The following is a 12,771-nucleotide window of genomic DNA, read 5'->3' as shown; positions in this document are numbered from 1 at the left end:
AGCTTTCAAGCTTTCACCTGAGCAATGAGGTTTTCAAAAAGGGTCTCCGTTCCACGCTCAACATCCTTCTCGCGCTCCTGTGCGCGATTAAACGTAAGTTCTCGCTGGAATTGTGTATTCAAAAGCGTTTCCCGAATCGACATCACTCCCAGACGTTCAGTCCACATCCATAAAGGTTCATCAAACCAAGCCGTTTGTCGATACCATTGCAGACAGGCCGATGCGAGAATGAACGCTTGCTGCTCTGATTCCGTTGTCCCGAGCAAGGAGCCCTCCTTTACCGGATGCCCGGCATGACCTCCGACGTAAATTTCCCATCCAGCCGGAGAAGCCTGCAGGCCTACATCGGAAACCAGTACATTCACCGGGGATCGAGAACCCCAAGCAATAGCGATGTTCACTTCGGAAGGCATCACTGCTGTTTTCCAATCGGTACGAAGTCTCGTCTCCAGATCGCTTGCAGTAATACTAGAAGCCAATGATGGTACATGTCGCTCCGAATAGATGTGAACCATCTGATCATGTCCCTGCACAAGTTCCCCTTGTAAATCTTCCGCTTCCAGTCCGTAAAGGTCTGTCTTCAGCACTGTTTTCGCATCATTTTCTGCGGAGGACTGCATTAATCCTGAAACACAAACATAATAGCGAATTGCAGGAAGGCATACCGGGCACCCGTGTTCCGAATGCCAGTTCAGCCCCCTCAACAGTGAATTGAACTGTTTGTCTTCCAATGGGAGGACTCCAGATCCAACGTTCGAAATGTCAGCTTCTTTTGCATATGACTCAAAGATAACGCTCACCCGATGCTTCAGCTCTGCGTGGCTCATCTCCGTACAGTGACATACAGGGAGCACGGCAGGTTTCTCCTTCGTACCGCCTGATTCAGCACTTGTGCTAACACCTCCATCAAGTTCCACACGTTTAGCGTGTTTCAACAGAGCGCCTACCATAGGTTTACAACCACCGCATGAACCTGAAGCTTTGGTTTGTTGCTTCACTTGTTCTTCCGTTTCCAGCCCTTGCTCCTGAATGGCTTTTAAGATCGCCGCTTTGGTTACATTGTTGCAAGCGCAGACCGTTTCCTGGCTTGGAAGCGCAGCTGCTGCTGTTACTGCAGGATCTGGCGTATCTTCCTTGGGGGCAAGCTCAGCCACATCGGCTACACGTTGTACCAGACCAAGGAGGGCCGTGCCCTCAACCGTGTTGCCAAACAAAATAGCACCTCTAACCTTGCCAGCTTGCATCAGCACTTTTTTGTACGTGCCCTGAACACCATCCAAATGCTGAATGGCCGTCTGCAACCCTTCGTCACTGATGTCTCCTGCCGAGAAAACATCTACCCCCGAGACTTTCAGCTGTGAATACGGAACAGAACCTGCATAGCCCGGCACCTCCTGTCCGCACAATGTGCGCGCCAGCACCTTTCCCTGCTCATACAGCGGTGCTACCAGACCATAACTGATCCCCCGATGCTCTGCACATTCTCCCACGGCATATATATCTGGTACGCTGGTACGCATATGATCGTCAACCACAACAGCACGATGTGTAGCAATGCCGCTTCTCCTGGCCAGATCCACATTCGGGCGAATCCCGACAGCAACAATGACCAGTTGTGCCTCCAGTTTGGATCCATCTGTGAAAAGCAGACCCTGCGCTTGTGAACGTCCGGTAACTTTTTGCGTATTTTTATTCAAAAGAAAGGACATGCCCTGATCTTCAAGCTCACGTTGAAGCATCGCTGCAGCTTCGTAATCCAGTTGTCGATTCATAATATAAGGGGCATTATGGACTACCACCGACTCCATCCCCAGATGCAACAGTCCCCTTGCAGCCTCCAGCCCAAGTAATCCACCACCGATGACAGCCGCTTTGCGGTATTCTTTGGAGTAATCTGACATGCGATTGCAGTCATCGATTGTCCGAAAAGATATTACACGTTCCTTATCGATGCCTGGGATCGGCGGAATAAATGGAGAAGATCCTGTCGCGAGGATCAATATGTCGTATGTTTCCTTTTTGCCAGATTCCGTCTCAATGAACTTCGTACGAGGGTCAATCCGATGAACCGTCTCACCTGTACACAGCCGGATATTACGCTCGGCATACCAGGTCCAGTCATTGATGATAATATCCCGTATGGAATGCTCACCTTGGAGTACTTTGGATAACATAATTCGATTGTAATTGGGGCGAGGTTCCGACCCGTAGATGACAATCTCGTACATATCCGGCTCCAGGTTAATAATCTCTTCTACACATTTCACTCCAGCCATACCATTGCCGATAACTACCAGTTTCTTTCTACTCATGGGCCGCCCCCTATCCCTTTCACATCTGCAAACTAAACCGAATTGCCTCTCTCTGATTTAAAACGCAAAGACCCCTTTTTCGATTTAAAACAGAACAACCCCTTTTCTGATTGAAAACGCAATAACCCCTTCTCCATATGGGAAAAGGGGCGCCATTGCCTCCGAGTTCTACACGCCATTGTGTAGATTCTTATTAAATTCAGATTAATTGAATTCAAGATATATGTCAACTAAATTGACATGTAATATGGATAATTAGACTAAAAAATAAATATCACAAAATTTAATGTTATTTTTGTTGACATTATCTTTTTCCCTTTTTATAATTTGAATCAAAATCACAGCGATGTGATCATCTCAGAAGCGGGAGCACAAAGACGTGTACCGCCTGTCGGCAACGGGGCCGCAAATCGTTCTAGTCCAGGACGGCTTGCGGCCTTTTTATGCCTAAACGGAAAATTAGAGATATAAAAAAAGAACCTACTTGGATGAGGAGCGATGAGGAATGGTAGAGAGCAAAAGTTTTTGGAAAAGCGGGCATAAGCCTACGCTGTTCGGAGCATTTATGTATTTTGATATCAGTTTTATGATCTGGGGTATGCTAGGTCCGCTCGCTGTCATTATTGCTATGGATTACCCGATGACCCCATTAGAAAAAGCAAATCTGGTCGCCCTGCCCATTCTCGGCGGTTCCATCCTGCGGCTAGTCCTTGGCTTCATGTCCGATTACATTGGTCCCAAATTAACCGCTCAGATCGGTATGCTTTTCACGCTAGTTCCGTTGTTATTAGGCTGGTTATGGGTAGACTCGCTCAGCCAACTGTATGTCGTAGCTCTTTTACTCGGCGTAGCGGGCGCTTCATTTGCAGCCGCCCTCCCACTTGCAGGCCAGTGGTATCCTAAAGAACATCAAGGACTTGCTATGGGGATCGCCGGAGCAGGTAATAGCGGAACGGTTCTTGCTACATTGTTTGCCAATCGTCTGGCCACTCATTTTGGCAGCTGGGAAGTTGTTTTCGGACTCGCGATCATCCCGATTGTTATCGTTTTTATCCTCTTTACCATCTTCGCCAAAAATAGTCCGAATCGACCAGAACCTAAGAAACTATCCCAGTACGGGATTTTGCTTAAGCAAAAAGATGCCTGGGTTTTCTGTGCCTTCTATTGTGTCACCTTTGGCGGTTTCGTTGGACTGTGTAATTATCTGACCATTTTCTTTAATACCCAATATGGGCTTTCCGCCGTTCATGCCGCCGACATTACGACGTTCTGTGTCATTGCAGGCAGCTTCTTCCGGCCTGTTGGTGGTTTTCTGGCCGATAAAATTGGTGGAACCCGGATGCTTACCTTCTTGTACTCCGGCGCATGCATCATGCTTCTGGGTGTGTCCTTCCTCCCGCCGCTTCCCGTAGTCATCGCCATGCTGTTCCTCGGCATGATGTGCCTTGGGGCCGGGAATGGTTCTGTATTCCAGCTGGTTCCGCAACGTTTTGGCAACGAGATTGGTCTAATGACAGGTATCGTAGGTGCTGCCGGAGGTTTGGGAGGTTACGCGTTGCCACTCATTTTGGGTCAACTGTACAGCACTTATCAATCTTACACGCCAGGGTTTGTTATTCTCAGTCTCATCGCTGCCGCTTCCATGTGCCTTGTTCTCTTCATGCAATCCCGCTGGCGGGTAAGCTGGCTGAGCAGAGGTGGCAAAAGCATTGCGGATTCAACTTCACTGACGTCTTGATCCCTTGCATCCATATGAAAACAGCGCAGCCATATTGGCGGCGCTGTTTGTTTTATTCCTCTCAATGATTCAATCCATTTTGCTTATGCTGAATACTTCTGAAGAATAATAACCGCATTATGTCCGCCGAATCCAAAAGAATTGGACATCCCTGTCTGCAGGACTGCTTCTCTCGCGACATTCGGGACATAATCCAGATCACATTCAGGATCTCTCTGCTCCTGGTTAATGGTTGGCGGTATGATGCCTTGCCGCAGCGTTTGAACGAGAGATATCGCTTCTGCTCCCCCTGCAGCACCAAGCATATGCCCTGTCATGGACTTGTTCGCTGTTACGGGGATATGATAGGCCAACTCGCCGAAAAGCTGTTTTATTGCCCTCGTTTCAGAAAGATCACCTGCCTCTGTGCTGGTCGCATGGGCGTTGATCACACCGATATCTCGAGGCTCCAGATTCGCATCGCGTAACGCTGCCCTCATGGCCAGATAAGCTCCCCGACCTTCAGGATGAGTGGCGACCATGTGGTACGCGTCGGAAGTAGCTCCATATCCGATAACTTCTGCCAGAATATTTGCTCCTCTTGCCTGTGCATGAGACAGAGCTTCCACGACCAGAATCCCCGCCCCCTCGGCCATAACAAATCCGTCTCTGCCTGCGTCAAATGGTCGGCTCGCCGCTGTATAAGCTTCATTTCTGGTAGATAACGCTGTCGCATTGCCAAAACTCGCAAGCGATATCTCTGTGACCGCCGCTTCTGTACCTCCGGCAAAGATCACATCTGCTCCTCTGTGGCGAATCAGCCGATACGCCTCACCAATAGCTGTGTTGCCAATGGAACAAGCCGTTACCGGAGAGAGCGTCGGCCCCCAGCAGCCGAATCTCATACTAACGGTGGCTGCCGCCATATTGGATATCATCATGGGAACAAGCGTTGGACTTACTCGAGATGCTCCGCGTTCCGACAAGACACTTCCCTGATCCATCAAAGTCTGAATACCGCCTATACCTGAGCCAATATATACACCTACTCGCTCCCGGTCCAGCGATTCCAGCACTAGACCTGAATTTGATAGTGCCTCATCTGCTGCCGCCACAGCAAATTGCACAAACTGATCCATACGCCTAACTTCTTTACGTCCAAATCGAGCTTCACCATCAAAATTACGAACCATTCCTGCAATTGTTGTTCTATATGCTGCACTATCCAGATGTTCGATTGGGGAAATTCCCGATCTACCTTCTTTCAAAGCGTTCCAGAATGTATCTACATCATTACCAAGTGGAGAGATCACACCCATACCTGTAATCACAACACGTTCCATACTCATCCCGATTGCCCTCCTTATAACGTCCTTCATTCAGTTTCCTGATGCTTATGCATTCATAGTGCCATTTCTGTATATCCTATTACAAGTTGTCAATTATCATAGTATAATAACTACCATGATAAACAGATTGAAGGTGAAGCATTGAGTGATGCGATTCGATTACAGGCATTATCCACTTTTCTGAAAACACAGCGTTCCAAACTCTCTCCGGAATCCGTGGGCTTGCCCGCCGGTGGCCGGCGAAGAACACCAGGTCTGAGAAGAGAAGAAGTCGCCCAATTGGCTAACGTCAGCACAACCTGGTATACCTGGCTGGAACAAGGACGAAACATTCAGGTTTCACATGCTGTACTGGACAGCATTTCTTCTGCTCTCAGACTCACTCCGGATGAGCGTAAATACTTATTTTCTCTAGCGACGGAGCATTATTCAGATCTGCCCGTGCCGGAACCAGACACGCTTCAACTTCATCCGTCTTTGCAAAAGATTCTGCAGGAACTTCGATATTGCCCTACCATTATCTCTGATCGCCGCTGTTTCATCGTCGGCTGGAACGAGGCCGCCGCTCAAGTTTTTATGAACTTTGAACAGATTCCCTTAGAGCAGCGGAATATGATCAGTCTAGTATTTGATCGAAAAGAGTTACGCAGGCTTGCAGTGAACTGGGAGGACTTCGTCAGCGGATTTTTATCTATTTTTCGTGGCTATTATGGTCGTTATGTCGACGATGAATGGTATAATTTATTTTTGGATGATATGATGAATCGCCACCCTGATTTTCAAGCGTTGTGGAAACAGAGCAGTGTAAGCAGCGCTCCTGATGTATGGATCGAATTCAGACATTCGAAAGCAGGAAAAATGTTGTTTGATCTGACCTCATTACAGATTCAAGGTAATTCCGATTTGCGATGCAGCATCTATACACCCGCACCAGAAACGGCAACAGAGCGTAAGCTCATGCAACTGCTTGATCGAATTAATGAATCCTGAATTGCTTACTTGCCAGGGAGAGCGACATCCATTACCTAACATACCTATATAACGTGGATTCAGAAAGGAACACCATGACTAAAGTGCTTATTATAGAGGACGACAACATGCTGGGCGACACTTTATCCCTGTACTTACAAGGTGAAGGCTACGAAGTATATCGTGTGGACACCATCGGATGTGCGCTTCCACAGCTTGAAACTAGACCAGATATCATTTTAATAGACCTGATGTTACCTGATTCAGGGGGGAAAAATCCATGCGCCATCGTGCGTGAGCATACCTCCCTACCGATGATTGTCATTTCTTCATTAACTGAGGTGTCCGAACGTATTCGTTCCTTAACCGACGGCGCAGATGATTTTGTCTGTAAACCTTTCAGCATGCAAGAACTCAAGGCACGCATCGAAGCCGTTTTGCGTCGCTATGCTTTAATGGAGAACTCTGCAGTGACCGAAACCGAAACAGGGTTAAGCCTTGATTTGGCACGTAGAACCATCCTGCTGAACAATCGCAGAGTCGAAACTACGTTTTCTGAATTTGAAATCATGAGGCTGTTTGTGCTGAATCCTGGCAAAGTGTTCAGTCGGTACGCTTTGATTGAGGCCATTCGCGGAATAGATGCCTATATTAATGATCGGACCATTGATGTACATATTACGAAACTCCGCAAAAAAATTGAAGATAACCCAAAAAATCCCCAATATATTCAAACCATATGGGGAGTCGGGTATAAATTTACACCTTAGGCATGGCCTCTGCTAGTCATATCTACCATGGTAATGACTCTGAAATATAATCGATTTCTTGCTGTACCTGTTGCAGGATAGAGGTGAACTCTCCTTCGAAAGATGAAACAGACAGAAGTGATTCCAGATGCAGAACGGCCTGCAGCAGTTTCACAGCATGCAGGTGGGCTGCAACACCTTTGAGAGAATGTGTACTCCGTACAACTTCATTCATTTGCTTTCGCTCAAGATAAGTCTGAATTTTTTTCTCGAACCCGTTATATTCTAAAGCAAACTTATTCAACGCGTACTGCAAAATGTGCGGTTTGTTATCCATCTGTTTCAAGGCTTTGTCCGTATCAATTCCCCTGATGTCATGTAAACCCTTCAGATCAATCCAGGTTGCCAATATATCTTGGAGCTGTTGTTCATCAATCGGTTTCGTCAGAACGGCATTCATACCTGCCTCTATATATTCCTTATGATCTTTCTTTAAACTATTTGCCGTAAGTGCGATAACGGGTAAGTGATCGTACTGCCTCATCTGACGAATGTGTTTAACAGTTTCTAATCCATCCATTCGCGGCATGAACAAATCCATCAAAATCAGCTTCCACGGCTGAACATGCAACTCGCTCAGTACCTCTTCCCCATCCTTCACCAGTTTCACTTCAAAGCCCAACTGCTGAAGCAGCGCCCGAATGGCGATCTGATTGATCTCATGATCCTCTGCCACTAAAATGGCTCCTTGATTTATTCGTTCGGAGGACGCATCCTGATTTATAATTCGGCTCAAATTCTGCACTTCTCCATCCTGTAATGTCAGCAACGTTTCAAACAGCCCGACACGGGTAATCGGCTTAAACAGAACGGCCTCCGGATATATAGAATTCTGTTTGTTTACAAGAACATTCTCGCTAACTCCACGCGTATACCCTAACACATGAATACGGGTACCATGCAGCATGTTCATTAACCTCTGCCAGCTTAGATCATCGTGTACATGCATCATATCCATATCGAGCATGATCAGGAGAGAAGACGATTCATCCCTCTCGTAATCATAGTTGTTATTGTCTAGCACTTCATGAAATGAAGGATAGATTTTGGGCCTGAGACCAAATGAACGCAACATCTGCTCCAGATTTTCTGCAACTCTTCTGTCACTTTCCACAATCATCACATCATTCACTGCATACAACAATGGATAGGTTGGCAAGAAAGAGCGATCCTCTATTTCTGTCAGTTCATACACCAGCTCAAATGTAAACATGCTATATTCACCAAGTACACTTTCCACTTGTAGACTGCCGCCCAATGAAGTGATCAGGAGATAACAAATGACCAAGCCCAAGCCAGAGCCTCCATACTTACGATAGGTTGATGGTTCGGCCTGACTGAAGGGAACAAATAAACGCTCCATCTGTTCGGGGGAGATGCCAATCCCGGTATCCTCTACCTCGAACCGAACTTCAACATGTTTATCCTCAAGTGCCAGCACTTCTGCGTGAAATATGACATACCCTTCATCCGTAAATTTAATGGCGTTGTTCAGCAGATTAATAAGAACCTGCTCCAACCGGAATGGATCACCGATTACCGTTAAAGGCAGCTCGGGATCGGTATGAAAAATAATCTTAATATCCTTGTTACCGATAGCTGTACTAATCTGATCCGCCACTCGTTTAAATACATCCTCCAGGGAAAAGGGGACATTCTCCACATTAAACATACCTGCTTCAATTCTCGAAAAATCTAGAATATCATTGATTAACGCAAGTAAAGATTGTGAGGATACGGTGATCTTGCCTAGATAGTCCTGCTGCTGAGGCGTAAGATGTGTTCGTTGCAGCAAGGAACCGAAGCTGGTAATACTGTTCAGTGGCGTCCGTAACTCATGGCTCATCAAGGCCAAAAACTCACTCTTCGCCTGACTGGCTTTATCCGCCTTCACTCTGCGATACTGGTCTGTCATATCTTGAAAGACAGCCTTAATCTGCTCATTGGAACCGGATGACTTAAGCGGATAAAGATGAACGCGAACATGCAATTCATCACTTTTTCCGATCTGGAAGGTTAATTCCGCCTCATGATTGGTATTAGACGAGAGAACCTCTTGCAATACGGTAACCCAACAATCTGATTTTTCCATCACGAGCAAATCTGCAAGCGCACGACCAATGACCTGTTGCCGATCCGCCTGGAGGACATCAAGAAATTTGTGATTAATGGACACGATGTTGCCCGTACTGTCCAATCCTGCAACCCAATTGGAGGACACTCGCTCCAGCAAACGATAGCGCTCCTCACTTTCCTGGATCCTTCGCCTGACAGCACGGTGTTCTGTAATATCAAGTCCATATCCAATGACATACTTCACCACCTTGCCCTCCAAAAAAGGCCCAAGCTTAACCAAAGCATAGTTTCCTTTGTGCTCAATCTCGAAAAAAAAGTGTTCACCTCTCCAGGCACGGTTGAATTGTGTCTTCAGAAATTGAATTTTATCTGGGGGCAGGGCCTTAATATTTCCCAATTGAAAGCTTTCCTCAAGACTCCGCATGTCCATACCTAGATGAGACAACATTTCCCCTTCAAGCAAAAGGAATTCAAACTTCCCGTTCAGCTTGCGCAGTTTAAATGTAAACCCCGGCTGTCTGCGCAGCATCTCCAGCATTTCCTGCTCTTTTTGCACCACTAACTGTCTGTAGTGATGATTCTGAGTCAGGAAATAGATGAACAGAACAACCAGTAGCATACATAGAATTTGAGACAGTAAGGTAATCCAGTGACTATAAGGTGTCGATGGATACGTCAGTACCATCGTGAACTGGTAAACCGAAATGAATAAGAGCGATCCGGAGAACCATCGGAGATTAAATTGATGTATATACTTGAAATTCAGGGATGCAGCTAGAACAAAAAAAAGTTCGTACAATGCATAATCGTAATTTTCAATGGACGGCCAAAAACCAGCATTAATTCTAAACAGCCACAAACCTGCAAAGGTAATAAATGCGGTCCCGCCCCCACCATAATAAGCAGCAAGAAGATATACGATGGATCTAAAATTTAACATCGTGCCGTCATCTAATATGATGGAGAAGTAGTATAACGCAGTACCTAACATGCTCATCGCTATCCCAATGATCATGCGAGAGGTCAACGAAGGCTTATGCCGATTACTCGATTGATTCAGATAATGATGAATGAGAAAGACAAAGATTAAAATTAATGTAAAATTCAAAACGAGATCGCGTAGCAAAGTTCACCATCCAATTTACGACTTTAGCATTGTTTAACATACGAAAAGACAGACCAGATTGGCCGATTGTATCTCTGCAATAATCAAATCATATTACGCGTCTCCCCCTTATTCAATCGCGGATATTGCCTTATTTCTCCCCAGTTTCTCCTCCTTTCTTCTAACATTTACCCTTCGATACACAATCCAAAAACTTCCTCAAAATAACTACACGGCATATAAAAAAGGAGCCTCTCGGCTCCCTCTCCCTAATACTTGAACTGCTGGATCAGACGTTGCAGATGTTCTGCCATATTTGACAAACTTCTTGCAGAAGCGGATATCTCCTCCATCGAAGCCAGCTGTTCTTCCGATGAGGCGGCAACCTCCTCCGAATTTGAGGCATTTGCTGAAGCAATGCCTGCCAATTCACTCGATACAGCTCCAACCTCCTGCACTCCAGCCGTAATCTGCTGGGATGTGGCTGCAATCTCTTCAATCTGGGGCGTGGTCTCGCGCATACTTTCCAGAATACGTTCAAACTTCTGAATAGCTTCAGTGGAAACTTCCATGCCTTGTTCGACTTCTAAAGCCACTTTCTTCATCATATCAACGGATTCCAATGTATCTTTTTGGACGGCAGAAGTCAGGGTAGTAATATCTTGAGCAGACTGCTGGGATTGCTCTGCGAGCTTACGAACTTCCCCAGCTACTACGGCGAACCCATTCCCGTGTGCACCTGCACGTGCAGCCTCAATCGACGCATTCAGAGCTAGTAGATTCGTTTGTTTTGCCATATTTCCCATCAGCTCTGTGATGGCCGAGATTTGCTCAGAACGTTGATCCAATGTCTGAATGATACGACTCATCTGTAAGACGGTCTCTTGAATTGATTTCATCTGATCTACCGTCTGCTTAACCGTGTGGCCACCTTCTTCTGCTTGTAATGTGGTCTGTTTGGCTAATTCGGACACATGAACTGATCTCTCCGAAATATTGGTTACACCAGACGTAATTTCGCGCATGGCCTCATGATTATGCTCAATACCATGCATTTGTTTCTCGGCTCCGAGCGTAATTTCCTGAATGGCTCTGGCCACCTGTTCACTCGCGGCACTGGTCACTTCTGCACTCTGCGTCATCTCTTCCGATGAGGAAACGACCTGACTTGCGCTATGCTCCACATTTTGGATCAGCAAACGCAGATTCGTCTGCATTTTGCCAAAAGCGTCGCTAAGTTCACCAAGCTCATCCGAACTTTTACTTACAATGGTTTGTGTCAGATCTCCTTCACTTACTTGTATCGCTTGATTTTTCAATTCTCTGATCGGTCTAATAATGGAGCGCATGACAAGCCAGATGATTACAGCCCCGACTCCAAGACAAGATAACAACACAATCATCATACGATGCAGAATTGGAGCTGTCGCCTCATCCACCTCGGAGGTGAACATCGTACCTGCGATTTTCCAATCCGTTGAACCATTCGTTAAATAGTACATAAACTTGAGTTCATCATTATAGACATAATCAAATGTGCCTGATTCGTTATCAAATACCTCTGCCCAAAATGACTCTTTCGCCTCTGATCCAGATGGGCTGTTCGGGTGATAGATATACTTTTTGCTACTATCCAGCAAGACCATATATCCCTGCTCCCCTACTTTGATCTTGCTTATACTACTGCTAATATCCTTTAAATCCAGATCAAGACTGACTACACCAGAGCGGTCGTCCAATGCCTTTGCTATGGAGACCGTAACTGAATTCGTTGATGTTGAGGTATAAGGGTCTGTGACGATAACCTGACCTGGTTGACTCATCGCTTCTGTATACCAAGGTCTGGTTCGCGGATCATAATCTTGCGGGGTGGTTGCATCCGAAGAAGATAAATATTTGCCATTTTGATCACCTACACTGACGAGAACCACATCCGGGTTCTGCCCGATGAATCCTTTTATTTCCTCCAGCATGTTTGCTTCTGAATTTTTCATAGTGTCTGCGGTGAAAACCTTCGCATAATATTCAACCTGCTTGCGTTTCACATTGATGATTAAATCAATCGTACTATTAGCCAAATTCACATTTTCCTCTGCACTATGTAGAATTTGTTTCGTTACTTCCTCTTTGGCATTGTTATAAGACAATACACCTATGGTGATGGAAGGGGCCGCCAAAAAGATAATGAAGGACATGATCAGTTTGACCTTAAAATCGGTTACAATCTTTCCTAACCAACCTGTTTTTTTGTTTTTCAACGACAATTCACTCTACCTCTTCCATATTAAATTGATATTGCACCAACATACAAAAAAATTATTAACTAAATTAAACGAATTTAACTCCGTTTCTATTAAGTTTCTAAACAGTTGTTAACAGAAGTTAGATTACAAAAAAAAGACCCGAGCAATTTCACTCGGATCTTAATGTTCAA

7 protein-coding genes are annotated in these 12,771 nt (G+C 45.7%); 3 read left to right on the top strand and 4 right to left on the bottom strand.

Annotated features, from left to right (window positions below):
• Positions 1–5: 5 nt before the first annotated feature.
• Positions 6–2,312 carry an FAD-dependent oxidoreductase gene (locus tag M3629_RS14475; protein ID WP_251507514.1) on the bottom strand — a complete coding sequence of 769 codons (2,307 nt, stop codon included), beginning with the start codon at positions 2,310–2,312 and terminating at the stop codon, positions 6–8.
• Between the two features lie 505 nt (positions 2,313–2,817).
• Here M3629_RS14475 and M3629_RS14470 point away from each other — a divergent pair.
• Positions 2,818–4,050 (top strand): nitrate/nitrite transporter, encoded by a 1,233-nt coding sequence (locus tag M3629_RS14470; protein ID WP_251507503.1) that lies wholly within the window; start codon positions 2,818–2,820, stop codon positions 4,048–4,050.
• Between the two features lie 83 nt (positions 4,051–4,133).
• Here the strand turns inward: M3629_RS14470 and fabF are convergent, their stop codons facing one another.
• Positions 4,134–5,372, bottom strand: a complete 1,239-nt coding sequence (gene fabF, locus M3629_RS14465) for a beta-ketoacyl-ACP synthase II (protein WP_251508102.1) — start codon at positions 5,370–5,372, stop codon at positions 4,134–4,136.
• A 147-nt stretch (positions 5,373–5,519) separates the two neighbouring features.
• On the opposite strand from fabF, the gene M3629_RS14460 reads away from it, so the two are divergent.
• Both M3629_RS14460 and M3629_RS14455 read left to right on the top strand, forming a co-directional pair.
• Positions 5,520–6,368 (top strand): helix-turn-helix transcriptional regulator, encoded by an 849-nt coding sequence (locus M3629_RS14460; protein WP_251507501.1) that lies wholly within the window; start codon positions 5,520–5,522, stop codon positions 6,366–6,368.
• Positions 6,369–6,442: 74 nt separating this feature from the next.
• Positions 6,443–7,117, top strand: coding sequence for a response regulator transcription factor (locus M3629_RS14455; RefSeq protein WP_251507499.1), 675 nt, complete (start codon positions 6,443–6,445; stop codon positions 7,115–7,117).
• Between the two features lie 22 nt (positions 7,118–7,139).
• Here the strand turns inward: M3629_RS14455 and M3629_RS14450 are convergent, their stop codons facing one another.
• On the bottom strand, positions 7,140–10,340 hold the full coding sequence (locus M3629_RS14450) for a response regulator (RefSeq protein ID WP_285888775.1): 3,201 nt from the start codon (positions 10,338–10,340) through the stop codon (positions 7,140–7,142).
• Between the two features lie 266 nt (positions 10,341–10,606).
• Positions 10,607–12,601 (bottom strand): methyl-accepting chemotaxis protein, encoded by a 1,995-nt coding sequence (locus M3629_RS14445; protein WP_251507496.1) that lies wholly within the window; start codon positions 12,599–12,601, stop codon positions 10,607–10,609.
• Between the last annotated feature and the right edge of the window lie 170 nt (positions 12,602–12,771).

This window comes from Paenibacillus polysaccharolyticus, assembly GCF_023714295.1.
In the GTDB taxonomy this organism is placed as follows: domain Bacteria; phylum Bacillota; class Bacilli; order Paenibacillales; family Paenibacillaceae; genus Paenibacillus; species Paenibacillus polysaccharolyticus_A.
The sequence above is the reverse complement of the archived record's forward strand: the minus strand, read 5'-3'. Positions and strand labels throughout refer to the sequence as shown.

Coding starts and splice junctions, on each gene's coding strand:
- M3629_RS14475 (WP_251507514.1), bottom strand. CDS start 2,312: ATGAGTAGAAAGAAACTGGTAGTTATCGGCAATGGTATGGCTGGAGTG.
- M3629_RS14470 (WP_251507503.1), top strand. CDS start 2,818: ATGGTAGAGAGCAAAAGTTTTTGGAAAAGCGGGCATAAGCCTACGCTG.
- fabF (WP_251508102.1), bottom strand. CDS start 5,372: ATGGAACGTGTTGTGATTACAGGTATGGGTGTGATCTCTCCACTTGGT.
- M3629_RS14455 (WP_251507499.1), top strand. CDS start 6,443: ATGACTAAAGTGCTTATTATAGAGGACGACAACATGCTGGGCGACACT.